The sequence below is a fragment of the Serratia sp. CY52157 genome (assembly GCF_052168495.1).
Classification (GTDB): Bacteria; Pseudomonadota; Gammaproteobacteria; order Enterobacterales; family Enterobacteriaceae; genus Serratia; species Serratia ureilytica.
This window is the reverse complement of record NZ_JBJNMO010000001.1, coordinates 526,285-549,010: the sequence shown is the minus strand read 5'-3', so window position 1 is coordinate 549,010 and position 22,726 is coordinate 526,285. Positions and strand designations below refer to the sequence as shown.

At 58.2% G+C, this 22,726-nt stretch carries 24 protein-coding genes and 3 tRNA genes; 18 read left to right on the top strand and 9 right to left on the bottom strand.

The window, feature by feature from the left end:
- Positions 1–71 precede the first annotated feature (71 nt).
- Both ACJ8IP_RS02750 and ACJ8IP_RS02745 read right to left on the bottom strand, forming a co-directional pair.
- The gene (locus ACJ8IP_RS02750) at positions 72–311 is read right to left on the bottom strand and encodes a DUF1289 domain-containing protein (RefSeq protein WP_019455980.1); all 240 of its coding nucleotides are present in this window, start codon (positions 309–311) and stop codon (positions 72–74) included.
- Positions 312–332: 21 nt separating this feature from the next.
- Positions 333–1,262 (bottom strand): LysR substrate-binding domain-containing protein, encoded by a 930-nt coding sequence (locus tag ACJ8IP_RS02745; RefSeq protein ID WP_187174031.1) that lies wholly within the window; start codon positions 1,260–1,262, stop codon positions 333–335.
- Positions 1,263–1,400: 138 nt separating this feature from the next.
- Here ACJ8IP_RS02745 and ACJ8IP_RS02740 point away from each other — a divergent pair, with 138 nt between their 5' ends.
- The 6 genes from ACJ8IP_RS02740 to rnt all read left to right on the top strand — a co-directional run bounded on the left by ACJ8IP_RS02740 (position 1,401) and on the right by rnt (position 7,232).
- The gene (locus tag ACJ8IP_RS02740) at positions 1,401–2,042 is read left to right on the top strand and encodes an NAD(P)-dependent oxidoreductase (protein WP_046686966.1); all 642 of its coding nucleotides are present in this window, start codon (positions 1,401–1,403) and stop codon (positions 2,040–2,042) included.
- A gap of 136 nt (positions 2,043–2,178) precedes the next feature.
- Complete coding sequence (gene eptA, locus ACJ8IP_RS02735; protein WP_046898485.1) at positions 2,179–3,816, top strand: phosphoethanolamine transferase EptA; 1,638 nt, start codon at positions 2,179–2,181, stop codon at positions 3,814–3,816.
- 102 nt (positions 3,817–3,918) lie between these two features.
- Positions 3,919–4,539 carry a TetR/AcrR family transcriptional regulator gene (locus ACJ8IP_RS02730; protein ID WP_033642921.1) on the top strand — a complete coding sequence of 207 codons (621 nt, stop codon included), beginning with the start codon at positions 3,919–3,921 and terminating at the stop codon, positions 4,537–4,539.
- An 87-nt stretch (positions 4,540–4,626) separates the two neighbouring features.
- Complete coding sequence (locus ACJ8IP_RS02725) at positions 4,627–5,730, top strand: alkene reductase (protein WP_033642920.1); 1,104 nt, start codon at positions 4,627–4,629, stop codon at positions 5,728–5,730.
- Between the two features lie 333 nt (positions 5,731–6,063).
- The gene (gene gloA / locus ACJ8IP_RS02720) at positions 6,064–6,471 is read left to right on the top strand and encodes a lactoylglutathione lyase (RefSeq protein WP_033652600.1); all 408 of its coding nucleotides are present in this window, start codon (positions 6,064–6,066) and stop codon (positions 6,469–6,471) included.
- A 77-nt stretch (positions 6,472–6,548) separates the two neighbouring features.
- On the top strand, positions 6,549–7,232 hold the full coding sequence (gene rnt / locus ACJ8IP_RS02715) for a ribonuclease T (protein ID WP_016927925.1): 684 nt from the start codon (positions 6,549–6,551) through the stop codon (positions 7,230–7,232).
- Between the two features lie 68 nt (positions 7,233–7,300).
- On the opposite strand, the gene ACJ8IP_RS02710 is transcribed toward rnt, so the two are convergent.
- A complete protein-coding gene (locus ACJ8IP_RS02710; protein ID WP_004931329.1) occupies positions 7,301–7,648 on the bottom strand; it encodes a Grx4 family monothiol glutaredoxin in 348 nt (115 codons plus the stop codon).
- Between the two features lie 416 nt (positions 7,649–8,064).
- Between ACJ8IP_RS02710 and ACJ8IP_RS02705 the strand changes: the two genes are divergently transcribed.
- Positions 8,065–8,883: a C40 family peptidase gene (locus tag ACJ8IP_RS02705; protein WP_042784370.1), complete on the top strand. Its 819-nt coding sequence runs from the start codon at positions 8,065–8,067 to the stop codon at positions 8,881–8,883.
- Between the two features lie 200 nt (positions 8,884–9,083).
- Positions 9,084–9,662 (top strand): superoxide dismutase [Fe], encoded by a 579-nt coding sequence (gene sodB, locus ACJ8IP_RS02700; RefSeq protein ID WP_004931333.1) that lies wholly within the window; start codon positions 9,084–9,086, stop codon positions 9,660–9,662.
- Positions 9,663–9,726: 64 nt separating this feature from the next.
- On the opposite strand, the gene cydH is transcribed toward sodB, so the two are convergent.
- Positions 9,727–9,816, bottom strand: a complete 90-nt coding sequence (gene cydH / locus ACJ8IP_RS02695; protein ID WP_094143265.1) for a cytochrome bd-I oxidase subunit CydH — start codon at positions 9,814–9,816, stop codon at positions 9,727–9,729.
- 322 nt (positions 9,817–10,138) lie between these two features.
- Between cydH and purR the strand changes: the two genes are divergently transcribed.
- Entirely contained in the window at positions 10,139–11,164 is a 1,026-nt protein-coding gene (gene purR, locus ACJ8IP_RS02690) for an HTH-type transcriptional repressor PurR (protein WP_004931336.1), read from the top strand.
- On the opposite strand, the gene punR is transcribed toward purR, so the two are convergent.
- Positions 11,152–12,108, bottom strand: a complete 957-nt coding sequence (gene punR / locus ACJ8IP_RS02685) for a DNA-binding transcriptional activator PunR (RefSeq protein ID WP_033642916.1) — start codon at positions 12,106–12,108, stop codon at positions 11,152–11,154. The two genes, purR and punR, sit on opposite strands and share 13 nt — an antisense overlap.
- 123 nt (positions 12,109–12,231) lie before the next feature.
- Between punR and punC the strand changes: the two genes are divergently transcribed.
- A complete protein-coding gene (gene punC / locus ACJ8IP_RS02680) occupies positions 12,232–13,443 on the top strand; it encodes a purine nucleoside transporter PunC (RefSeq protein WP_147838590.1) in 1,212 nt (403 codons plus the stop codon).
- A 344-nt stretch (positions 13,444–13,787) separates the two neighbouring features.
- Entirely contained in the window at positions 13,788–14,939 is a 1,152-nt protein-coding gene (gene cfa, locus ACJ8IP_RS02675) for a cyclopropane fatty acyl phospholipid synthase (protein ID WP_033642914.1), read from the top strand.
- Between the two features lie 72 nt (positions 14,940–15,011).
- Here the strand turns inward: cfa and ACJ8IP_RS02670 are convergent, their stop codons facing one another.
- Positions 15,012–15,305 carry an I78 family peptidase inhibitor gene (locus tag ACJ8IP_RS02670; protein ID WP_033642913.1) on the bottom strand — a complete coding sequence of 98 codons (294 nt, stop codon included), beginning with the start codon at positions 15,303–15,305 and terminating at the stop codon, positions 15,012–15,014.
- A gap of 54 nt (positions 15,306–15,359) precedes the next feature.
- A complete protein-coding gene (locus tag ACJ8IP_RS02665; protein ID WP_089196995.1) occupies positions 15,360–16,010 on the bottom strand; it encodes a riboflavin synthase subunit alpha in 651 nt (216 codons plus the stop codon).
- 239 nt (positions 16,011–16,249) lie between these two features.
- Between ACJ8IP_RS02665 and ACJ8IP_RS02660 the strand changes: the two genes are divergently transcribed.
- The 7 genes from ACJ8IP_RS02660 to ACJ8IP_RS02630 all read left to right on the top strand — a co-directional run bounded on the left by ACJ8IP_RS02660 (position 16,250) and on the right by ACJ8IP_RS02630 (position 20,856).
- Positions 16,250–17,626 carry an MATE family efflux transporter gene (locus ACJ8IP_RS02660; RefSeq protein ID WP_033652604.1) on the top strand — a complete coding sequence of 459 codons (1,377 nt, stop codon included), beginning with the start codon at positions 16,250–16,252 and terminating at the stop codon, positions 17,624–17,626.
- A 181-nt stretch (positions 17,627–17,807) separates the two neighbouring features.
- Positions 17,808–17,884, top strand: a tRNA-Val gene (locus ACJ8IP_RS02655).
- A 20-nt stretch (positions 17,885–17,904) separates the two neighbouring features.
- Positions 17,905–17,981, top strand: a tRNA-Val gene (locus tag ACJ8IP_RS02650).
- Positions 17,982–18,001: 20 nt separating this feature from the next.
- Positions 18,002–18,078 (top strand) — tRNA-Val (locus ACJ8IP_RS02645).
- Positions 18,079–18,199: 121 nt separating this feature from the next.
- Entirely contained in the window at positions 18,200–18,505 is a 306-nt protein-coding gene (locus ACJ8IP_RS02640) for a cupin (RefSeq protein WP_033652725.1), read from the top strand.
- Between the two features lie 393 nt (positions 18,506–18,898).
- On the top strand, positions 18,899–20,311 hold the full coding sequence (gene pykF / locus ACJ8IP_RS02635; RefSeq protein ID WP_033642909.1) for a pyruvate kinase PykF: 1,413 nt from the start codon (positions 18,899–18,901) through the stop codon (positions 20,309–20,311).
- Positions 20,312–20,619: 308 nt separating this feature from the next.
- Positions 20,620–20,856, top strand: a complete 237-nt coding sequence (locus ACJ8IP_RS02630; protein ID WP_004931354.1) for a major outer membrane lipoprotein — start codon at positions 20,620–20,622, stop codon at positions 20,854–20,856.
- 141 nt (positions 20,857–20,997) lie between these two features.
- Here the strand turns inward: ACJ8IP_RS02630 and ACJ8IP_RS02625 are convergent, their stop codons facing one another.
- Positions 20,998–22,011 (bottom strand): L,D-transpeptidase family protein, encoded by a 1,014-nt coding sequence (locus ACJ8IP_RS02625; RefSeq protein ID WP_033652724.1) that lies wholly within the window; start codon positions 22,009–22,011, stop codon positions 20,998–21,000.
- A 298-nt stretch (positions 22,012–22,309) separates the two neighbouring features.
- A complete protein-coding gene (gene sufE / locus ACJ8IP_RS02620) occupies positions 22,310–22,726 on the bottom strand; it encodes a cysteine desulfuration protein SufE (RefSeq protein ID WP_047026200.1) in 417 nt (138 codons plus the stop codon).

Genomic DNA, 22,726 nt, shown 5'->3' with positions numbered 1-22,726 from the left:
CCAGCATACACAAGCCGGTGAGGCGCAGGGAAGCGCAAAGGCGCATGAACGTGCGGCAGATCAGGAAAGGGTCAAAACAGCGAAGGCTGTTCCGGCAGCGGCTCGTCGGGGGCTTTGTTGGCGCGCTGCAGGCGCAGGAAACGTTGGCGACACAGACGCAGCACTTCGCGCTTTTGCGCGTCGCTCATGCTCATCCAGCCGAACCGCTCCTCGCGGCTGCGCAGGCAGCCACGGCAGAAACCGCGATCGTCGGCCTGGCAAATGCCGCGACACGGGCTGGGGATGTCGAAAAATTCAAGCTGCTGTGCCACAGGCCCTCCTGCATTCTCCTGCTAATTGAAGACGTCATCGCCGCCGCTGGCAAGTCCCTTTTCGCCATTGCGGCGAAAATAGTCGCGCAAATAGCGCAGCGCCTGGCGGCTTTTCTCCGGCATAGTGCGTTCCAGCGTCAGCGCGTGCAGCCGCAGCGGCGCCGGCCGCCACTCCGGCAACAGCAGCAACAGCTCGCCGCGCTGCAGCTCGTCGCCAATTTCATACAGCGGCTGAACGGAAATGCCCAGGCCGGCGCGGGTAAAGGCGCGCATCACGTTCATGCTCTCGCTGACGATCTGCCCCTCCGCCAGCCGCAGCTTGACCTGCTGGCCGGATTGATGCAGCAAATCCAGATGGGCCCCGCTGTAGCCGCTGGAGATCCAGCGGTGCTGCACCAAATCCTGCGGCTTTTCCGGCACCCCATGCTGGCTGAGGTAACGCGGCGCCGCGCACAGCACCATCGGCCACGCCGTCAGCGGGTGAGCGATCATATTGGCGTCCGCCAGTTGACGATTGGCGCGCAGCGCAATGTCGACCCGCTGTTCTATCATGTCGACGATGCGATCGTCCGCCAGCACCCGCAGCGTCAGCTTGGGGTGCGCCTGCAACAGCGGCGCCAGCGCCTCCGCCAACGAGCGGCCGCCGATGCCGACCGGAGTGGCGATGCGCAGCTCGCCCACCAGCGTGTCCCGCAGTTCCGCCAGCCGCTGCTCCGCCTGCTGCGCCTGTTGCAACATCGCCTCGCAGCCGGGATAAAACGCCGCCCCCGCCTCGGTCAACGCCAGACGGCGGGTGGAGCGGTGCAACAGCGGCACCCCGAGCGCCTTCTCCAGCGAGCGCATATGCTGACTGACCGCCGACGGCGTCATGCCCAGCCGCCGCGCCGCACCGGCCAACGATCCCTCCGCCACCACGGTGGCGAACACCGCCATTCGATTGAGTTTATCCACGATTATGAAGTTTTACTTAATCAAGAAAGCATGAATATGGCACTAATCACGGCTATTGTTAAGGACTAGAGTAGATCCCACGCAGCAGGCACATCGGCCTGCCTTACGATACTGACCCATCCCTGAAGGAGCATACAGATGAAAGTAGCCATTATTGGAGCAACCGGTTTTGTTGGCCGCCGTGTGGTGGATGAAGCGCTGGCTCGCGGCATTCAGGTAACGGCGATCGCCCGTCAGAAAAAAGATTTGCCGGACCACGCCAATCTGACCGTCGCGCTGGGCGACGTCGCCGATACCGCCTGGCTGGCGGGGCAGTTGCACGGTCAGGATGCGGTGATCAGCGCCTACAATCCCGGCTGGGGCGAAGACAACCTGTATGAGAAGACTACGCGCGGCGCCCAGCAGATCCTTACCGCGGTCGAGCAGGCAGGCGTCAAGCGCCTGTTGGTGGTGGGCGGCGCAGGCAGCCTGGAAGTGGCGCCGGGCGTTGAACTGGTGGATACGCCGCAATTCCCGGAAAATATCCGCCCCGGCGCGCAGGCGGTGCGCGATCTGCGCAATAAACTGCGCAACGAATCAGCGCTCGACTGGACCTATCTCTCTCCGGCCGCCCTGCTGGAACCGGGCAAACGCACCGGCCAGTTCCGCCTCGGCACCACGCAGCTGCTGATGAACGGCGACGCGCCGGCCAGCATTTCGGTGGAAGATCTGGCGGTGGCTATCGTCGATGAGATTGAAAAACCTCAGTTTATTCGCGCCCAATTCACCGCCGCCTACTAATTCCCCTCACCGCCAGGCCACCGGCCTGGCGTTTTCCCGCGTTCGCCGCCGCCAGTATTCTGAATTTCTAAGGTTTTCTTAAGTTTCATCAGGTAGATTTCAAGGCATTATCTACTCTCAGGATCCAGATTTGGCAATGTGGTTACGTCAACGCTTACAGTGCAACAGCCTCGGTTTTATCCTCGCCACCGCCCTGTTCTTCACTCTGTTCCAAAACGCGTTATTCCTGCATCGCGCCTGGTCGTATATCACCTTCGATAGCGTCCACAGCGTGATATTCGCCGCCAGCATGCCGGTGGTGATCTTCTGTGCGCTGAATATTATCTTCAGCGTGTTGACCGTGCCCTACCTGCGCAAACCGCTGATCGTCTTTTTCTTGCTCGGCAGCGCCGCAGCCAACTATTTCATGTACAGCTATGGCGTGGTGATCGACGGCAACATGATGCAAAACGCCTTTGAAACCAACACCCACGAAGCGACGGCGTTGCTGACGCCGCGCATGGGGCTGTGGCTGGCGCTGCTCGGCGTCCTGCCGGCGGCGGCGGTTTGCTTCACCCATATTCGCCAGACCCGCCCCTGGTGGTACATGGTTGGGCTGCGCGCCGCCAACGTCATGCTGTCATTGGTGGTGATCCTGATCATCGCCGCGCTGTTCTACAAAGACTACGCTTCGCTGATCCGCAACAATAAAAGCGTGGTGAAGATGTTAACGCCTTCCAACTTCGTCGCCGGCACCATCAAGTTTACCGAGCAGCGCTACTTCACGCGCAATCTGCCGCTGGTGAAGATCGGTGAAGACGCGCGCAAAGGGCCGCTGATCGCCGGACAGGCCAAGAAAACGCTGGTGATCCTGGTGGTGGGCGAAACCGCCCGCGCCGAAAACTTCTCTCTCGGGGGCTACGATCGCGAGACCAACCCGCGCCTCAAGCAGGACAACGTGGTCTATTTCAAGAACGCCAGCTCTTGCGGCACCGAAACGGCGATCTCCGTCCCCTGCATGTTCTCCAACATGCCGCGCAAAGCGTACGACGCAACTCAGGCGACGCACCAGGAAGGCATGCTCGACGTGCTGGCGCATGCCGGCGTCAACGTGCTGTGGCGCGATAACGACGGCGGCTGCAAAGGCGCCTGCGATCGGGTGCCGCACATCGACATGACCAAACTGAAACTGCCGCAGGACTGTGACGGCGAAGTTTGCATGGACAATGTGCTGTTGTACAAACTGAACGACTACATCAATAGCCTGAAAGACGACGGCGTGATCGTGTTGCACCAGATGGGCAGCCACGGCCCGGCTTATTACCGCCGCAGCACGCCGCAGTTCCAGACGTTTTCGCCGACCTGCAACAGCAATCAGATCCAGGATTGCAGCCATGAACAGCTGGTGAACACCTACGACAACTCGATCCTGTATACCGACGCGATGCTCGATGCCACCATCAAGCTGCTGCAGCAGTATGACGACCGGTTCAATACCGCGCTGGTCTACCTGTCCGATCACGGCGAATCGCTGGGAGAAAACGGCATGTATCTGCACGGCACGCCTTATGTCTTCGCGCCGAGCCAGCAAACTCACGTGCCATTCCTGATGTGGATGTCGGCCGACTATCAGCGCAATTTCGGCATTGATCGCCAGTGCCTGAGCGCGCTGGCGGAAAAGGACGACGTGTCGCAGGACAATCTGTTCCACACCCTGCTGGGCATGCTGAATGTGCAGACGCGTGAATATCAATCCCAGTTGGATATTCTGCAACGCTGCCGCAACGCGGCGTAAGCGCTTAACTTGCGCGTGCCGCTGAGGCACAATGCCTGAGACCAACCGGCGTTTTGTGCGCCGGTTTTTTTATTCCCATTGACCTAGACCAATCGGTCTATTATGCTCGGCGCCATGATGACCAAATCAACGCATTGCAACGTGGATACACGTGAACATCTGCTCGCCACCGGCGAAACCCTCAGCCTGCGCCTGGGCTTTACCGGCATGGGGCTGAGCGAACTGCTGGCCACGGCGGGCGTGCCGAAAGGATCGTTCTACCACTATTTCCGCTCGAAGGAAGCCTTCGGCGAAGCGATGCTGCAACGCTATTTCGCTCACTATGATGCGCAAATGCAAAAGCTGTTTGCCGACGAGCACACCGATGCCCGCCACCAGCTCTTGGGGTATTACGCCCAGGCCATCAGTTACCACTGCCGCAGCGAATGTCATAACGCCTGTCTGGCGGTGAAACTCTCCGCCGAGGTGAGCGACCTGTCGGAGCCGATGCGCCATGCGCTGGAAACCGGGACCGCCCGGGTGATCGGCCACCTGCAGGCGGCCATTGAGCGCGGCATCGCCGAGGGATCGCTGTCGGTAGCCATGAGCCCGGCGGCAACCGCAGAGACGCTGTATGCCCTGTGGCTCGGCGCCTCGCTGCGCGCCAAGATCCGGCGATCGTTGGCCCCGTTGACCAGCGCGCTGGAAAGCATCGAGTTGCTGCTGCGCCCGCCGCAGCCGTAACACCACCGTCTTTTTTCGTGAAAATGCAGTTCGTGTTTTTTTATCGCCCATAACTAGACGACCGGTCTATTAAATACAGGATGCACTATGAAGACTGAAAAATTGCTCTCTCCGCTGAAAGTTGGCGCAGTCACCCTGCCCAACCGCGTGTTTATGGCTCCGCTGACGCGTCTGCGCAGCATCGAACCGGGCGACATTCCCACGCCGCTGATGGCGGAGTATTATGCGCAGCGCGCCGGCGCCGGTCTGATCGTGACCGAAGCGACGCAGATTTCCTTCCAGGCGAAAGGCTACGCCGGTGCGCCGGGCCTGCATACCCCGGAGCAGATCGCCGCTTGGAAACACATCACGCAGGCGGTACACGACAAAAACGGCCACATCGCCGTACAGCTGTGGCACGTAGGCCGCATCTCCCACACCAGCCTCCAGCCGGGCGGACAAGCGCCGGTCGCCCCTTCAGCGATCAACGCAGACACCCGCACCACCGTGCGTGACGAAACCGGCGCCTGGGTGCGCGTACCGACCTCTACGCCGCGCGCGCTGGAAACCAGCGAGATCCCGGGCATCGTCAACGATTTCCGCCAGGCGACCGCCAACGCGCGTGAAGCCGGCTTCGACTTTATCGAGCTGCATGCGGCTCACGGCTATCTGCTGCACCAGTTCATGTCTCCGGCGTCTAACCAGCGTACCGATCAATACGGCGGCAGCATCGAGAATCGCACCCGCCTGACGCTGGAAGTGGTCGACGCCGCCATCGCAGAATGGGGCTCCGAGCACATCGGCATCCGCATCTCGCCGCTGGGGCCGTTCAACGGCCTGGACAACGGTGAAGATCAGGAAGAAGCGGCGCTGTACCTGGTGGAAGAGCTGAACAAACGCAACATCGCCTATCTGCACATCTCCGAACCGGACTGGGCCGGCGGCAAACCGTATTCCGACGCCTTCCGTGACTCGGTGCGCGCCCACTTTAAAGGGGTGATCGTCGGCGCCGGCGCCTACACCGCTGAAAAAGCCGAAGCGTTGATCGAAAAAGGCTTCATCGACGCGGTGGCCTTCGGCCGCAGCTACATCGCCAATCCGGATTTGGTCGAGCGTTTCCGTCAGCACGCCCCGCTCAACGAACCTAAGCCGGAAACCTTCTACGGCGGTGGCGCCGAAGGTTATACCGACTATCCGTTTCTGACGAAGTAACCCGTCCTGACCCTAAACGGCCACGCAACCGCCTGGCCGTTTTTTTATGCACGCAAAAAGGCCCGCACAAGGCGGGCCGACGTTCCCTGGTGTTGTTATCTGCTACAGGTCAATTTCTACACGGTTACGCGCGGAATTGATAATTGATTGTGCAGATCAATTACTTCGTATCGATCGGTACACTCGATCAATATTTAAACACCCATGGCGAGGGGGCAAAAAGTGACATCGTCACCAACTCGTCACGTTGAATTCCCTTGCGGGACAAGGCTATACTCGCTTGTGCTTCAATCCACCCGCCGTCTGCCACGGCACAGTCAATTCAGAGGAATTATGCGCTTACTCCATACCATGATCCGCGTCGGTGATCTGCAACGCTCCATCGACTTCTATACCAAGGTATTAGGCATGCGCCTGCTGCGCACCAGCGAAAACCCGGAGTACAAATACTCGCTGGCTTTTGTCGGCTATACGGAAGAGAGCGAAGGCGCGGTTATCGAACTGACCTATAACTGGGGCACCGACAGCTACGACATGGGCACCGCCTTCGGCCACCTGGCGCTGGGCGTGGACGACGTCGCCGCCACCTGCGACAACATCCGCCGCGCCGGCGGCAACGTCACCCGTGAGGCCGGCCCAGTGAAAGGCGGCACCACGGTGATCGCGTTCGTCGAAGATCCGGACGGTTATAAAATCGAGCTGATCGAAAACAAACACGCCGGCCAAGGCCTCGGCCACTAAGCCTCTCTCGGGGCGCGCCTGCGCCCCGCTGATTCTCCGCGCGATAGCGCCTGCAACCGGGCGCAAAATTTGCCATAATGCGCGCTGCATTCGATGAAGATAAGAAACTGATGGCCGAAAAAAGTGATCTTAACGCCCTGAGTGGTCGTTTTCGTGGGTTTTATCCCGTAGTAATAGATGTTGAAACCGCCGGCTTCAACGCCAATACCGATGCGCTGCTGGAAATCGCCGCCGTGACGCTGAAAATGGATGAAGACGGCTGGCTGCAGCGCGACGAAACCCTGCACTTCCACGTGGAGCCTTTCGAGGGCGCCAACCTGCAACCGGAAGCGCTGGCGTTTAACGGCATCGATCCGCACAACCCGCTGCGCGGTGCGGTCAGCGAATACGACGCGCTGCACGCCATTTTCAAAGCGGTGCGCAAAGGGCTCAAGGATCGCGGTTGCAACCGGGCCATTATCGTCGCGCACAACGCCAACTTCGATCACAGCTTCCTGATGGCCGCGGCCGAACGCGCCGGTTTGAAGCGTAATCCGTTCCATCCGTTCGCCACCTTCGACACCGCTGCGCTGAGCGGCCTGGTGCTGGGGCAAACGGTGCTGGCCAAAGCCTGCATCGCCGCCGGCATGCCGTTCGACAGCAGCCAGGCGCACTCCGCGCTGTACGACACCGAACAAACCGCCCTGCTGTTTTGTGAGCTGGTTAACCGCTGGAAGCGTCTCGGCGGCTGGCCGCTGCCCGCCGGCGATCTCGCCGAATAAGCCCAATAAAAAAGGCGGCCCAGTTTGCACTGGCGCCGCCCGTTACGCGATAACCGCAAGTCTGTCGATTAAGACTGCTGGTCTTCCTGCGCTTTATACTTTTCTGCCGTTTCTTTGATCAGCTGCTGCAATTCGCCGCGCTGATACATTTCGATGATGATATCGCAACCGCCGACCAGCTCACCGTCTACCCACAGCTGCGGGAAAGTCGGCCAGTTGGCGTATTTTGGCAACTCGGCGCGGATGTCCGGGTTTTGCAGAATATCCACATAGGCGAAACGCTCGCCGCAGGCGGACAGCGCTTGCACAGCCTGCGCGGAGAAGCCGCAGCTCGGCAGCTTTGGCGAACCCTTCATGTACAGCAGAATCGGGTTTTCAGCGATCTGGTGCTGAATTTTTTCAAGTGTCGTCGTCATTTATTGCTTCCTCAAGCCACATTTCATGGCTACAACATGCATCACGCGGGCTATTGTAGCGGCTGGAACAGTCGCAAGAAAACGCCATCTTTTGCAAGGATATTCGCCCGCCGCCGATCGCGTTTCACCGGCCACGTCATTCCGGTCAAAACATACGTTGAGAATAACATTTTTAATCCGACCATTTCACTAATATATTGCGCCGCGATGACGGCGCGGCTTAATTATATCCGCTACCGCCGCCTGGCGCTTTTTTATACATCAACAGGCTGATTTTAAACCAAAAAAAATGTCATTAACGTTTTCTCACAATATGGATTATTATTTATGAGTTCTTCGCTGTTTTATATGGCGAAATTCGGGAATACTGTAACTCTTTCGATATCCGTTTCGGGGCCAAGGTTGGTGACGTCGACATGCGTTTAATTCTTACGCTCTTTGCGCTGCTGTTTACGCAGCTCTTCTTCAATTTGGCGCACGCTGCGCCACAGGCGCGTGTTGCCGCCGAGCAGCGTAAAAGCCATGCCAATGAAGCGCGGCCCGATGACCGCAGAAAAAAGAAAGCGGATAAAGCCGCCAAAAAAGCCAAAGTGACGGCCCCCGAGAAAAAAACCAAGACCGCCAAGGTCAAAAGCGAGAAAAGCGCGAAAAAGATCGTCAGCGCCAAACCCAAGGCCAAAGCGCAGAAAACCGCCAAAATTAAAGTCACCCCGCCGAAAAAGGGCTACAAAAAAGGCTATGGCCGCCACCGCGAAGCCGGTATGGCCACCGCCAAGCTGGCGCGTGATGAAAAACCGTTGAAACTCAGCCCGGCGCACAAAAAGCGTTACCAGCACGCCAAGCAGACCGCGATGGCCAAGTTGATGGATCAGATGGGCAAGCCTTACCGCTGGGGTGGCAGCTCGCCGCGCACCGGCTTCGACTGCAGCGGCCTCATCTATTACGCCTATAAAGACGTGGTGAAAATCAAGATGCCGCGCACCGCCAACGAAATGTATCACCTGCGCGACGCGGCGCCGATCAAGAAAAGCGAACTGGAAAGCGGCGATCTGGTGTTCTTCCGCATTAACAACCGCGGCGTGGCGGATCATGTCGGCGTCTACCTCGGCAACGGCAAATTCATCCAGTCGCCGCGCACCGGCGAAGAGATCCGCATCAGCCAGCTCGACAACGACTATTGGCAGAACCACTACATCGGCGCTCGCCGCGTAGTGACGCCGAAAACCATCCGTTAATTCCCTGCTCTGCGCGGTTGCGGCCTCGGCCGCAACCGCCTGCTCAAGCTATCGCCCATCGCACTCCCCCACGCGCATTTCTCGCTTTTCCTCCTGTTTTTTATGATGAAAATTGTTAAGATTGAATGACCACAATAAAAAACGGCCCATCCGGCGTTCGCCCCGGCGAGAAGCTGAATGGCGCTGTAAAGGAGGAAGCAATGTCGTTTGAATTACCTGCATTACCGTATGAGAAAAACGCGCTCGAGCCGCACATCTCCGCCGAGACCCTGGAATACCACTACGGCAAGCACCACAACACCTACGTGGTTAACCTGAACAACCTGGTGAAAGGCAGCGAGTTCGAAGGCAAATCGCTCGAAGAGATCATCAAGACCTCTAACGGCGGCGTGTTCAACAACGCCGCGCAGGTGTGGAACCACACCTTCTACTGGCACTGCCTGTCGCCACAGGGCGGCGGTGAACCGCAGGGCGAACTGGCGGCGGCGATCGTCAAATCCTTCGGCTCTTTCGCTGCGTTCAAAGAGCAGTTCACCGATGCCGCCGTGAAAAACTTCGGTGCCGGCTGGACCTGGCTGGTGAAAAAACCGGACGGCGCGCTGGCGATCGTCAACACTTCCAACGCGGCAACCCCGCTGACCGGCGAAGACAAACCGCTGCTGACCGTTGACGTGTGGGAACACGCGTATTACATCGATTACCGCAATGCGCGTCCAAAATACCTGGAAAACTTCTGGGCGTTGGTCAACTGGACCTTCGCGGCGGAAAACCTGGCGTAAGCGCAGGCCTTGCCTGAGTGATGAGGCGCAGCTTGGCTGCGCCTTTTTTAAAACTGGCGGGAAATCAGTTCAACGCGGCGACAAAGCTGAAAGCGATGATCATCGCCAATGCGCAAACGGTGGTGAACAGCGACATCTTCAGATCGGTATCCATGACAACTCCTTTAAAATGGGCTTTCCTAAGGATAAAAGGCGCACAATTAGTACGTCAAATCATTTTCCCACAGTTCGCCGATAAAATCTTGTTATCATTTCCCGGTTTATAATCTCGATTACCTCTTCCACTTTTGTTCAATATGCGACAAAATTCGCAGTTCACAACTGCGTACCGGCATTCATGCCCCTCCTGATTAAGCGCTGACGACTTCAACACTAAAAACTCAGTTTTCGCTTCTCTGGAGAAGGATCTACGTAGGCAAACGATTAACATCACACTTACATGCTGTAAACATGTGAGTTCAGGAGTCATTCCTTACATGGCAACGATTAAAGATGTGGCCAAACGCGCGGGCGTTTCCACCACCACCGTTTCGCACGTCATCAATAAGACTCGTTTCGTCGCCGAAGAGACCAAAGCGGCCGTGTGGGCCGCCATCAAAGAGCTGCACTACTCGCCGAGCGCCGTGGCGCGCAGCCTGAAAGTCAATCACACCAAGTCTATCGGTCTGCTGGCCACCTCGAGCGAAGCGCCCTACTTTGCCGAAGTGATCGAGGCGGTGGAAAACAGCTGCTACAGCAAAGGCTATACCCTGATCCTGTGCAACTCGCACAACAATCTGGACAAACAGCGCGCCTACCTGGCGATGCTGGCGCAAAAGCGCGTCGACGGCCTGCTGGTCATGTGTTCCGAATACCCGGATCAGCTGCTGGGCATGCTGGAAGACTACCGCAACATCCCGATGGTGGTAATGGACTGGGGCGCCGCGCGCGGCGACTTCACCGACACCATCATCGATAACGCGTTTGAGGGCGGCTATCTGGCCGGGCGTTATCTGATCGAACGCGGCCACCGCGATATCGGCGCTATCCCGGGCCAACTGTCGCGCAACACCGGCGGCGGTCGGCATCAGGGGTTCATGAAGGCGCTGCAGGAAGCGCATATCGATATTCGCGAAGAGTGGATAGTCCAGGGTGACTTCGAGCCGGAGTCCGGTTACAAGGCGATGCATCAAATTCTGTCGCAGAAACAGCGACCGACCGCGGTATTCTGCGGCGGCGACATCATGGCGATGGGCGCCATCTGCGCCGCCGACGAACTGGGGCTGCGGGTGCCACAGGATATTTCCGTGATCGGCTACGACAACGTGCGCAACGCCCGCTACTTCACCCCGGCGCTGACCACCATTCATCAGCCGAAAGAGCGTCTGGGCGAAATGGCCTTCACCATGCTGCTGGATCGCATCATCAGCAAGCGCGAAGAATCGCAGGTGATCGAAGTGCATCCGAAGCTGGTCGAACGCCGTTCGGTCGCCGACGGTCCGTTCATCGACTACCGCCGCTGATCGTCCTCCCTACCGGAAGCCGGCGCGGCTTCCGGTGCCGCCTCACTCAGCCACTCCTGATTCAGCGTCTCGCCATCGCCCAAATACGCCAGCAGCCAGCTCATCGCCGGTGACGGTTTATCCTGTTGCCAGGTCAGGCAGCAGGGGCTGGCGGGAAACGGCTGCTGCAACTGCAACGCCTTCAGCTCACCGCGCTGCACCCGCGGCAGCGCCAGATGCGCCGGCATCATGCCGACGCACAATCCGGCGCACAAACAGTCGAGCGCCGAGGTCCAGTCCGGCACCACCAGCCGCCGCTGGTTATCCAGCGTCCAGGTGACGCGCTTGGGCAGATTGCGCGAGGTGTCTTCCAGACAAAGCGCAGGGTACGGCCTCAACCGATCGTCATTCAACGGCCCTGCCAGCTGCGCCAACGGGTGCTGTGGGCTGACTACGCACAGCCAGTTCATATCCCCCATGTCGCGGAAAGCGAAGCCGCCGCCGACCGGCACCGCGCGGGTGGCGCCAATCGCCATGTCCGCCCTGCCGTCCACCAACGCATCCCACACGCCGTTAAACACCTCGGGTTGCAGCATCAACTCGACGTCGGGGAAATGGCGGTAGAAATCCAGCACCAGCTGGCGGCTGCGCTGCGGTTTGACGATGATGTCTACCGCGATATTCAGCTGACCGCGCCAACCGTTGGCCACCTGTTGACAGTGGCGGCGGGTGTCGAGCATTTTTTTGATAACAGCTCGCGCATCCTTGATAAACAGCGCGCCGGCCGGCGTCAGTTCCACATCTCGGTGACGCCGCTCAAACAGCGGCACCGCCAGCCATTGCTCCAGCTGCCGCACGGTATAACTTACCGCCGACGGCACCCGGTGCAGCTCCTGCGCCGCCGCGCTGAAACTGCCGGTGCGCGCCACCGCATCAACGACCTCGAGAGAATATTCAGACCACATCGCTTTGCCTTCAATTTTTTTAACAGCACTTTGCAAATATTACCGTTTCACAAGCAGAGATCCAGCCGGATACACTGGCCGGCGCTAAAAACCTGCGACACTAAAATATTAACGAGAAATACCATGCGAAATTCCTTTGGTTTTATGTTCTACCTCGCCGGCCTGAGCATGCTGGGTTATCTGGCGACCGATATGTACCTGCCCGCCTTCGGCGCCATGCGGGAGGAACTGCAAATTTCCGCCGGCGCGGTCAGCGCCAGCCTGAGCATCTTTTTGGCCGGCTTCGCCTTCGCGCAGCTGCTGTGGGGGCCGCTCTCCGACCGTCTGGGGCGCAAACCGGTATTGTTGATTGGCCTGACGCTGTTCGCGCTCGGCTGCCTAGGCATGCTGTGGGTGGAAAATGCCGCGCAGCTCTGGATACTGCGCTTTATTCAGGCCGTAGGCGTCTGTTCCGCCGCCGCCATCTGGCAAGCGCTGGTGGTCGACCGCTATCGTGAAGGCCAGGCCAACCGCGTATTCGCCACCATCATGCCGCTGGTGGCGCTATCGCCGGCGCTGGCGCCGCTGCTGGGCGCCTGGCTGCTGAACCACGCCAGCTGGCGCGCGATCTTCGCCGTGCTGCTGGCCATCACCGCCTTGTTGCTGCTGCCGACGCTGCTGCTCAAAGAGAACGCCAGGCCAAAACCCGCCGTCGACGCGCCAAAAAGCAGCGTCAGTTTTTGGCAATTATTGAAATCCCCGGTATTCAGCGGCAATGTCGCCATGTACGCCGCCTGTTCGGCCGGTTTCTTCGCCTGGCTGACCGGCTCGCCGTTTATCCTCGGTGATATGGGCTACGGCCCGAGCGACATCGGCCTGAGCTATGTGCCGCAGACGCTGGCCTTCCTGCTGGGCGGTTACGGGTGCCGCGCCGCGCTCAAGCGCATCAATGGCAAAACCCTGCTGCCGTGGCTGCTGGTAGCTTATGCTGTCAGCATGGTGGCCCTGTATCTGGTGGCAACCCTGACCAATCCGACGCTCACCACGCTCCTGATCCCGTTCTGCGTGATGGCGCTGGTCAACGGCGCCGGCTATCCGATCATGGTGGCCAACGCGCTGATGCCGTTCCCGGACAGCAGCGGCAAAGCCGCCGCGCTGCAAAATACGCTGCAGCTGGGGCTGTGTTTCGTGGCGAGCATGCTGGTATCGACGTTTATTGCGCAGCCGCTGTTGGCGACGGTGACGGTGATGGTGTCCACGGTGATACTGGCCGCGCTGGGGTATTTCATGCAGCGGGGAAAAGCGGCCAAGGCGCCGCAAGAAACGCCGCGCGAACATGCTAACTCAGCGTCATAATTGCCAAGCTAAATAATCACTTAAAGAATATGCGTGCCGAGTGCGATTTACAGTTGAGTCAATGCCTCGGCGCGCCTATACTCAAAAACAACCTTGTAAAGTAACACCTTATAATCTCTATATCTCAATTAGCTGTTGTGTACGCGTCTTGCGTCACACTCTTTTTTTGAAGAGGCGTTTATCCTGCGCCGTTTGCGTCGGGTCGCTTCTTTAAATTTCCTCTGTTCATAGTCGGATATCAGACGCCGCGGGCTTATTTCCCGTCGGTATACGTATGCACCCGCAGAAATTGTCTAAGCTGTTTCCTAACGGGTCATCAGTCAGAAGAAGGTGATGGAGAAGCTATGAGTTCATCGTGTATAGAAGATCTGAGCATCCAGGATAACCAGTGGTACCGTATCGCGCACGAAATGCTCGGTCTGGCCGGTATCGAAATTAACGGATCGCGCCCTTTCGATATTCAGGTTAAAAACCCCGAATTCTTTAAACGCGTTTTGCAGCAAGGCTCCCTGGGTCTAGGCGAGAGCTATATGGATGGTTGGTGGGAATGCGAGCGGCTGGATATATTCTTCCAGCGCGTGGTCAGCGCCGGGCTGGAGAAGAAGCTCCCCCACCACCTGAAAGATACCCTGCGTATCGCCGCGGCGCGTCTGACCAATCTGCAATCGAAAAAGCGCGCCTGGATCGTCGGCAAAGAGCATTACGATCTTGGCAACGATCTGTTTACGCTGATGCTCGATCCTTACATGCAGTACTCCTGCGGCTACTGGAAAGACGCCGCCACGCTGGAGGAAGCGCAAGAAGCGAAACTGCGGATGATCTGCGAAAAACTGCAGCTGCAGCCGGGCATGCGCTTGCTGGACATCGGCTGCGGCTGGGGCGGCCTCTCCGCCTATGCGGCGAAAAATTACGGCGTGTCGGTGGTCGGCGTGACCATTTCCGCCGAGCAGCAGAAGCTGGCTCAGGCACGCTGCGCCGGGCTGGACGTGCAGATCCTGCTGCAGGACTATCGTGATCTGCATCAGCAGTTCGATCGCATCGTCTCGGTCGGCATGTTCGAGCACGTCGGGCCGAAAAACTATCGCACCTATTTCAACGTGGTAGAGCGCAATCTGGCGCCGCACGGCCTGTTCCTGCTGCACACCATCGGCTCCAACAAGACCGACATGAACGTCGATCCGTGGATCAACAAATATATCTTCCCGAACGGCTGCCTGCCCTCGGTGAGGCATATCGCCGAGGCCAGCGAAGGCCATTTCGTGATGGAAGACTGGCACAACATCGGCGCCGACTACGATCGCACGCTGATGGCCTGGTTCGAGCGCTTCAAGCAGGCGTGGCCGCAGCTTGCTCCACGTTATTCCGAGCGCTTCGAGCGGATGTTCAGCTATTACCTGAACGCCTGCGCCGGCGCGTTTCGGGCGCGCGATCTGCAGCTGTGGCAGGTGGTGTTCAGCCCGAAAGGCGTTGAAGGCGGCATCCGCGTCGCACGCTGAACGCTCCCCTAATAAAAAAAGCCCCGGCAACCTCATCGCCGGGGCTTTTTTTGCTCTTTCGAACCAGGCGGCTTAGCCGCAGTAAACGCGGATGATTTTATCGTTGCTATCGCCGAGGAAGTTCAGACGGCGCAGGTTGAAATCCATGGTGACGGCAGAGTTGTACGGAATGGCGCGCACCTTGGATTCGATCCGCACGCCTTCCAGCGACGTCATCGGCTTGCCGACGTAGTTTTGATACTGCGAAGCGCCGCAGGTATCGTCCGCATCGGCCACTTGCGCGCCGCCGCCCTGCTCAGGTGAACTGCTGCAGGCGCTCAGCGCCAGCAACGCGGTTAACAACAACGTTTTCCCATAAAACTTCACGCGTTTCTCCTCTCTGCTTATGATTCGACTCCGGCGGCAACGCCCGAATCGCTGTCAGTCTTTGTGCGCCGGCGCCACCGCCGCCGCCAGCGTCGCTTCCCGAATGGCCAGCACGCGTTCGACGGTGTCCACCACCGCCTGCGTCTGCGGATCGATCTCGATGTTCACCTTATCGCCCAGGCGTTTTTTACCCAGCGTAGTGCGCTCCAGGGTTTCCGGGATCAGATGCACGCAGAAACGGTTATTCACCACTTCGCCGATGGTCAGGCTAATGCCGTCGATGCCGATGAAACCTTTGTGCAGCACATATTTCATCAATTCCGCATTCGGCATGCGCAGCCATACCTGACGGTTATTTTCCGAGGTATAAATTTTGGCCACTTCCGCCGTGCAGATAATATGGCCGGACATCAAATGACCGCCAATTTCATCATTGAATTTCGCCGCGCGCTCGATATTGACGATGTCGCCCAACGCCAGATCACCGAGGTTGGTCAGGCGCAACGTTTCCTTGATCAAATCGAAGCTGACGCGGTTGCCTTCCACCGCGGTGACGGTCAGGCAGCAGCCGTTATGGGCCACCGACGCGCCCAGCTCCAGCCCCGGCAGCAGTTCTGCAGGCATCTCGATCACATGGGTGCGGAAATTGGGTTTCTCATCAATGGCGACCAGCGGCGCGGTGCCTTGTACGATACCGGTGAACATATGTGCCTCTTCTTACTCAATAGATTAAAACGCTTCCGGCAGTTTGCCCCAGTTGGCGCTGAAAACCAAATCCGCGACGGCAAAAAACGCGTCCCTGCGCATTTAATAACTATTTATCTGCGGCGTTTGCTTAACGACGCCGAGCAGGTACAATATTTTTGACAAAATTCCGCTATTTTAATTGTTGTCCTCTCGCGGCAGCCCTCCCTCCCACATATATAAAATAGAAAGGTGTATGCGTGCAGAAGTACTTAATTGAAGCGCGTAGTTTATTGGCTCTCGCTATCCCGGTGATCATCGCGCAAATCTCGCAAACCGCCATGGGCGTGGTGGATACCATCATGGCCGGCGCTTACAGCGCCACCGATATGGCGGCGGTTGCGGTCGGCACCTCTATCTGGCTGCCGGCCATCCTGTTCGGCCACGGCCTGCTGCTGGCGCTGACCCCAGTGATCGCCCAGTTAAACGGCGCCGGCCGTCGCGATCGTATCGCCCATCAGGTGCGTCAGGGCTTCTGGCTGGCCTCCGGCGTTTCCGTGCTGTTGATCGTCGTGCTGTATAACTGCAAATTCGTCATCGACATGATGCACAACATCGATCCGCAGCTGGCGGATAAAGCCGTCGGTTATCTGCACGCCATCATGTGGGGCGCGCCGGGCTATCTGTTCTTCCAGGTGATGCGCAACCAGTGCGAAGGGCTGTCCAAAACCAAGCCCGGCATGGTGATCGGCTTCCTCGGCCTGCTGGTGAATATCCCGATCAACTACATCTTCATCTACGGCAAGTTCGGCATGCCGGAGCTGGGCGGCGTGGGCTGCGGCGTCGCCACCGGCAGCGTCTACTGGATCATGTTCCTGATGATGCGCTGGTACGTGAAGCGCGCGCCGTCGCAGCGCGACATCAAGCGCCAGGCAGGCGATCTCGGCGGCCCGGACTGGGCGGCGCTGAAGCGCCTGATCGGCATCGGCATGCCGGTGGCGCTGGCGCTGTTCTTCGAAGTCACCCTATTCGCCGTGGTGGCTCTGCTGGTGTCGCCGCTCGGGATCGTCGCGGTCGCCGGCCACCAGATCGCGCTTAACTTCAGCGCGCTGATGTTCGTGTTGCCGCTGTCGCTGGGCGTCGGCGCCACCATTCGCGTCGGTTATCGTCTGGGAGAAGGGTCGGTGGAAGGCGCGCGCGTCGCCGCTTACTCCGCCATCGGCGTCGGCATCACCATGGCTGTCTGCACTGCGCTGTTTACCGCCACCTTCCGCGAACCGATCGCCCTGCTGTACAACGACAGCCCGGCGGTGGTGGCGATGGCCTCGCAGCTGATGCTGCTGGCGGCGCTGTATCAAATCTCGGATTCAATCCAGGTGATCGGCAGCGGCGTGCTGCGCGGTTATAAAGATACTCGCGCGATCTTCTTCATTACCTTCATCGCTTACTGGGTGTTGGGCCTGCCGAGCGGCTATCTGCTGGCGCTGACCGATGCGGTGGTGCCGGCGATGGGGCCGAGCGGTTTCTGGATCGGCTTTATCATCGGCCTGACCTTCGCCGCCATCATGATGGCGCTGCGCATGCGCTGGCTGCAGAAACAGCCGACCACCGTCATCCTGCAGCGTTCTACCCGCTGAGTCCCTTCCCGGCCGGTTTTCTCCCCGGCCGGGCAGCGGGTTGCGGAAAAAAACGCCTGTCTGCGCACAACCTCAGCAATCGCGTGAAATACCGAATAAAATTGCGTTTTTCCCCTTGCCAGCACGCGGGTAGCTCGTTAATATTCGTCCCCGCTGTCAGCCATGACAGACAGGAAAAGATGCGTCCGTAGCTCAGTTGGTTAGAGCACCACCTTGACATGGTGGGGGTCGGTGGTTCGAGTCCACTCGGACGCACCAAATTCCAGAAGCAGTACAGTGCGTCCGTAGCTCAGTTGGTTAGAGCACCACCTTGACATGGTGGGGGTCGGTGGTTCGAGTCCACTCGGACGCACCAAATTTCACAAGCAGTGCAGTGCGTCCGTAGCTCAGTTGGTTAGAGCACCACCTTGACATGGTGGGGGTCGGTGGTTCGAGTCCACTCGGACGCACCATATTGCTGATTCACCTCTCCCCCTATCGCGTTATAATTCTCGCTGTTTCGTCTCTGCCCGACCGCTCGATTTTTCATGTCGATTGCGCCGAACTACCGCCATCAGCCATCAGGAACGCCACATGACCACCTTCACCGCCAACACCGCCTTTTTACCGCTCGACAATGGCCTTGCCCGTCGTGAAGGCGTGATGAGCGACGGTTCGCCGGCAGCGGAAGTGCGTTTCGAGACCGGGGCCTTCGGCCAGCTGCAAAAACCCGCGCACGCGCTGCAAACCCGGGTGATATCGGGTGAATTCGAGTTCACCCTCGGCGGCGACACGCGGACAGTGCGGGCCGGCGAGAGCCTGACCCTGCCGGCCAACGTCGCCAGCGGCTGCTTCTGCCTGAGCGCCGGTGTGCTGCTGGAAATCCCGCAAACGCGCTAAGCCGCATTTACAGCAAGGTTATTTGCGCAACAAGCTGTACGCAACGCGTTGCATTTGCGCCACATTTGCCCTCGTTTTGACATATCCGCCGCACCGCCGCGGTTTTTTATTTTGTTTCCCGCCGCTTAGCCTTTATAATGCGCAACGTCTATCAGTTGAATGGTTTCAGCCCTTGATCTGCGAAAACGCAATAACAACACGATTTAATCTCACCCCGTTGCGCAGCATCCCCGCGCCCCCGCGCGGGCTGAATTTTTCCGCCCCACATCAACTGTCGTCACCTATCCTTAACTATGTTTTTCACCACCAGGCACGGCTCAAATTCCCTATCGGCGTAAACAACGCCGGTCAAATTCGTTTTTTTATCCATCACAACTTGTAGAAAACTCCGCCATGAAAAAGACCAAAATTGTTTGTACCATCGGTCCAAAAACCGAATCGGAAGAAATGCTGACCAACCTGCTCAATGCGGGCATGAACGTGATGCGTCTCAACTTCTCTCACGGCGACTATGAAGAGCACGGCAACCGCATCAAGAACATGCGCGCCGTGATGGCGAAAACCGGTATCAACGCCGGCATCCTGCTGGATACCAAAGGCCCGGAAATTCGCACCATGAAACTGGAAGGCGGCAAAGACGCCTCTCTGGTCGCCGGCCAAACCTTCACCTTCACCACCGACCAGAGCGTGATCGGCAACAGCGAACGCGTGGCGGTGACCTACGCCGGCTTCGCCGCCGACCTGAAGATCGGCAACACCGTGCTGGTTGACGACGGCCTGATCGGCATGGAAGTCACCAACGTGACCGAGAACGAAGTCGTTTGCAAGGTGCTGAACAACGGCGACCTGGGCGAGAACAAAGGCGTCAACCTGCCGGGCGTGTCCATCCAACTGCCTGCGCTGGCCGAGAAAGACAAACGCGACCTGATCTTCGGCTGCGAGCAAGGCGTCGACTTCGTGGCGGCGTCCTTTATCCGTAAACGCTCCGACGTGCTGGAGATCCGCGAGCACCTGAAAGCGCACGGCGGCGAGCAGATCCAGATCATCTCCAAGATCGAGAACCAGGAAGGCCTGAACAACTTCGACGAAATTCTCGAAGCGTCCGACGGCATCATGGTTGCCCGCGGCGATCTGGGCGTTGAAATCCCGGTAGAAGAAGTGATCTTCGCCCAGAAGATGATGATCGAAAAATGCAACCGTGCGCGTAAAGTGGTGATCACCGCCACCCAGATGCTCGATTCCATGATCAAGAACCCGCGCCCTACCCGTGCGGAAGCCGGTGACGTCGCCAACGCCATTCTGGACGGCACCGACGCCGTCATGCTGTCCGGCGAAAGCGCCAAGGGCAAATACCCGCTGGAAGCGGTCAACATCATGGCGACCATCTGCGAACGCACCGATCGCGTGATGCCAAGCCGCATCGATACCCTGAACGATCGCCGCAAGCTGCGCATCACCGAAGCGGTATGCCGCGGCGCGGTTGAAACCGCCGAAAAACTGGACGCGCCGCTGATCGTCGTCGCCACCAGCGGCGGCAAGTCAGCGAAATCCGTGCGTAAATACTTCCCGAACGCCGTGATCCTGGCGCTGACCACCAACCAGACCACCGCGCATCAGCTGGTGCTGAGCAAGGGCGTTATCCCGCAGATGGTCAAAGAAATCGCCTCCACCGATGACTTCTACCGCATCGGTAAAGAAGCCGCGCTGGCCAGCGGCCTGGCGCAAAAAGGCGACGTCGTGGTGATGGTTTCCGGCGCGCTGGTGCCGAGCGGCACCACCAATACCGCCTCGGTACACGTGCTGTAATATAAAACGTGACATAATTATCTTGATCAAAACGCCGCTTTGCGGCGTTTTTTTTATCGGCAGTAAACTATTTTTCTCAAAACGCAACCGCGAACTGCTCATTATTTAGCTAATAACAAATCGGAGTAGTCCCATGGAAGCCGGCTGTTTTCCCTCGTTTTTTTAACTAATTTGTAAAACCAGATGCAAGTTTGAGCGAACGATCAAAATAAAGCACCTCAACACTAAAAAATTATTCTCTTTCGAAAAAAGTTTGTGTAATACTTGTAACGCTACATGGAGATTAACTCAATCTAGAGGGTGTTATAATGAATCGTACTAAACTGGTACTGGGCGCGGTAATCCTGGGTTCCACTCTGCTGGCTGGCTGCTCTAGCAACGCTAAAATCGATCAACTGTCTTCTGACGTTCAGACTCTGAACGCTAAAGTTGATCAGCTGAGCAACGACGTGAACGCAATGCGTTCTGACGTTCAAGCGGCTAAAGACGACGCAGCACGCGCTAACCAGCGTCTGGACAACCAAGCTCACGCTTACAAAAAGTAAGATAGCTTTGGTTATTGAAAACGGCGCACATTGTGCGCCGTTTTTTTTGTCTGTTTGTCGGCCTGGGCTTTCCAGCGCGGCAGGCAAAAAAAAGAGGTTCAGCACGCTGAACCCCCTCTTCGACCGCTCAATCCGGCAAACTTAGTTCACCGAGCTGATTGGCGCTGCCTTGAATGGGCTCTTATTCGCCGCAGGAGCCGCTGCAGGCGTTAAACTCACCTCAGACGGGCTCTCCCCTACGTTGACCAGCACCGGCATGCCAGAGCGGCGTACAACCGCGCTATCGAACACGGCGCGATCGGTTTGCCCATCGGCAGCAAAGGCTTTCTCCGCTTTAGACAACGCGATCGGCATGGTCTGCGGATCGTCGCTTTCCACACGCGACAGCGGCTGGTGCACTTCCACATAGCGTTTGCCGTCCGGCTCGACCGAAATCTTCACCGGATCGTTGATCACTTGCACCCGCGTACCGCGCGGCACCATGTTGAACAGCGCCTCGATATCCGTCGGACGCAGGCGAATACAGCCGGAGCTGACGCGCATGCCGATACCGAAGTTGGCGTTGGTGCCGTGGATCAGGTATTCACCGCGCCCCATCGCCAGACGCAGGGCGAACAGCCCCATCGGGTTCTCAGGGCCGGCCGGCACCACCGCAGGCAGCGTCACGCCCTGGGATTGATAGCGCTTGCGGATGTTGGCGGTGGGCGTCCAGGTCGGGTTAGGGATCTTTTGGCTGATGGAAGTCACCTCCAGCGGCGTGTGCATCCCGGTCTGGCCGATACCGATCGGATAGACGATCACTTTATTCTCGCCTTTCGGATAGTAGTAAAGGCGCAGCTCTGCCAGGTTGACGATGATCCCTTCACGCTTGGTGTCAGGCAGCAGCATTTGGGTCGGAATGGTCAGCACCGTACCCGGCTTAGGCAGGAACGGATCGGTGCCGGGGTTGGCTTCCAGCATGCCCAGCAGGCCAATCTTGTAGTCGGCGGCGATCGCCTCCAGCGGACGGCCGTCGTTTGGCACGGTATAAGTGGTGTTTTCGCCGATCAGACGGCTGTCCGGCGGCGGCAGCGGGTATTCGGTCGCACTGGCGGCCTGCGTGCCGGCCAGTACGGTGGCGAAGACCATGCCCATTAAACTCAACGCACGTTTCATTATCATCCCTATATTTTTTATGACGGTTCGCCCCCAAGGCTAACGAGCGCCTGGCGGTGGGTAAATCAGACAATACCTGATTAATACTAGCAACGCTGGCATCAAAGGCAATAAGTTCTCTAAAAATCAACACGTTATAACGTAATCGCCGTCGTCGATTGTCAACGAAACGTCAATGGGTAAGCTGCTGAAATATCACTGAATTGGGGGGTGATTCCTGGGGAAAACGGCGGATTGTAAAGACTCATTGACAAAGCGAATATATCAATGAGCCTTTAAAGAGCAGTGGCGTTAAGGATCAGGCCAGCTGAGCGGCTTTACTGCGAATGGCGCGGATCATCGCCTCCAGCCCCTGTGAGCGCGAAGGCGTCAGATGTTGGCTGAGCGCCAGCTCGGTGAAAAACGGCCGCACGTCGAGCTCGACGATTTGCTGTGGTGTTAATTGACGATAAAGAATAAACACCACCGCCAGCAGCCCTTTGACGATCGCCGCGTCGCTATCGCCATGGAATTCGACCTGCCCTTGCTCATCGCGGCGCATCACGATCCACACCTGGCTCTGGCAGCCGGAAATCAGGTTCTCGGCCTGCCGCTCGGCCTCGTCCAGCGGCGGCAATTTGGCGCCGAGTTCAATCACGTACAGGTATTTCTCCTCCCAGTTCAAACAGCGGGAGAAATTACGCACCAATTTGTCTTTGTCCGGCAAATTCGCCAT

Excerpts from the sequence above, each read along its gene's own strand:
- ACJ8IP_RS02740 (WP_046686966.1), top strand. The coding sequence starts at position 1,401 with ATGAAAGTAGCCATTATTGGAGCAACCGGTTTTGTTGGCCGCCGTGTG.
- eptA (WP_046898485.1), top strand. The coding sequence starts at position 2,179 with ATGTGGTTACGTCAACGCTTACAGTGCAACAGCCTCGGTTTTATCCTC.
- ACJ8IP_RS02730 (WP_033642921.1), top strand. The coding sequence starts at position 3,919 with ATGCTCGGCGCCATGATGACCAAATCAACGCATTGCAACGTGGATACA.
- ACJ8IP_RS02725 (WP_033642920.1), top strand. The coding sequence starts at position 4,627 with ATGAAGACTGAAAAATTGCTCTCTCCGCTGAAAGTTGGCGCAGTCACC.
- gloA (WP_033652600.1), top strand. The coding sequence starts at position 6,064 with ATGCGCTTACTCCATACCATGATCCGCGTCGGTGATCTGCAACGCTCC.
- rnt (WP_016927925.1), top strand. The coding sequence starts at position 6,549 with ATGCGCGCTGCATTCGATGAAGATAAGAAACTGATGGCCGAAAAAAGT.
- ACJ8IP_RS02710 (WP_004931329.1), bottom strand. The coding sequence starts at position 7,648 with ATGACGACGACACTTGAAAAAATTCAGCACCAGATCGCTGAAAACCCG.
- ACJ8IP_RS02705 (WP_042784370.1), top strand. The coding sequence starts at position 8,065 with ATGCGTTTAATTCTTACGCTCTTTGCGCTGCTGTTTACGCAGCTCTTC.
- sodB (WP_004931333.1), top strand. The coding sequence starts at position 9,084 with ATGTCGTTTGAATTACCTGCATTACCGTATGAGAAAAACGCGCTCGAG.
- cydH (WP_094143265.1), bottom strand. The coding sequence starts at position 9,816 with ATGGATACCGATCTGAAGATGTCGCTGTTCACCACCGTTTGCGCATTG.
- purR (WP_004931336.1), top strand. The coding sequence starts at position 10,139 with ATGGCAACGATTAAAGATGTGGCCAAACGCGCGGGCGTTTCCACCACC.
- punR (WP_033642916.1), bottom strand. The coding sequence starts at position 12,108 with ATGTGGTCTGAATATTCTCTCGAGGTCGTTGATGCGGTGGCGCGCACC.
- punC (WP_147838590.1), top strand. The coding sequence starts at position 12,232 with ATGCGAAATTCCTTTGGTTTTATGTTCTACCTCGCCGGCCTGAGCATG.
- cfa (WP_033642914.1), top strand. The coding sequence starts at position 13,788 with ATGAGTTCATCGTGTATAGAAGATCTGAGCATCCAGGATAACCAGTGG.
- ACJ8IP_RS02665 (WP_089196995.1), bottom strand. The coding sequence starts at position 16,010 with ATGTTCACCGGTATCGTACAAGGCACCGCGCCGCTGGTCGCCATTGAT.
- ACJ8IP_RS02640 (WP_033652725.1), top strand. The coding sequence starts at position 18,200 with ATGACCACCTTCACCGCCAACACCGCCTTTTTACCGCTCGACAATGGC.
- pykF (WP_033642909.1), top strand. The coding sequence starts at position 18,899 with ATGAAAAAGACCAAAATTGTTTGTACCATCGGTCCAAAAACCGAATCG.
- ACJ8IP_RS02630 (WP_004931354.1), top strand. The coding sequence starts at position 20,620 with ATGAATCGTACTAAACTGGTACTGGGCGCGGTAATCCTGGGTTCCACT.
- ACJ8IP_RS02625 (WP_033652724.1), bottom strand. The coding sequence starts at position 22,011 with ATGAAACGTGCGTTGAGTTTAATGGGCATGGTCTTCGCCACCGTACTG.
- sufE (WP_047026200.1), bottom strand. The coding sequence starts at position 22,726 with ATGGCGAATTTGCCGGACAAAGACAAATTGGTGCGTAATTTCTCCCGC.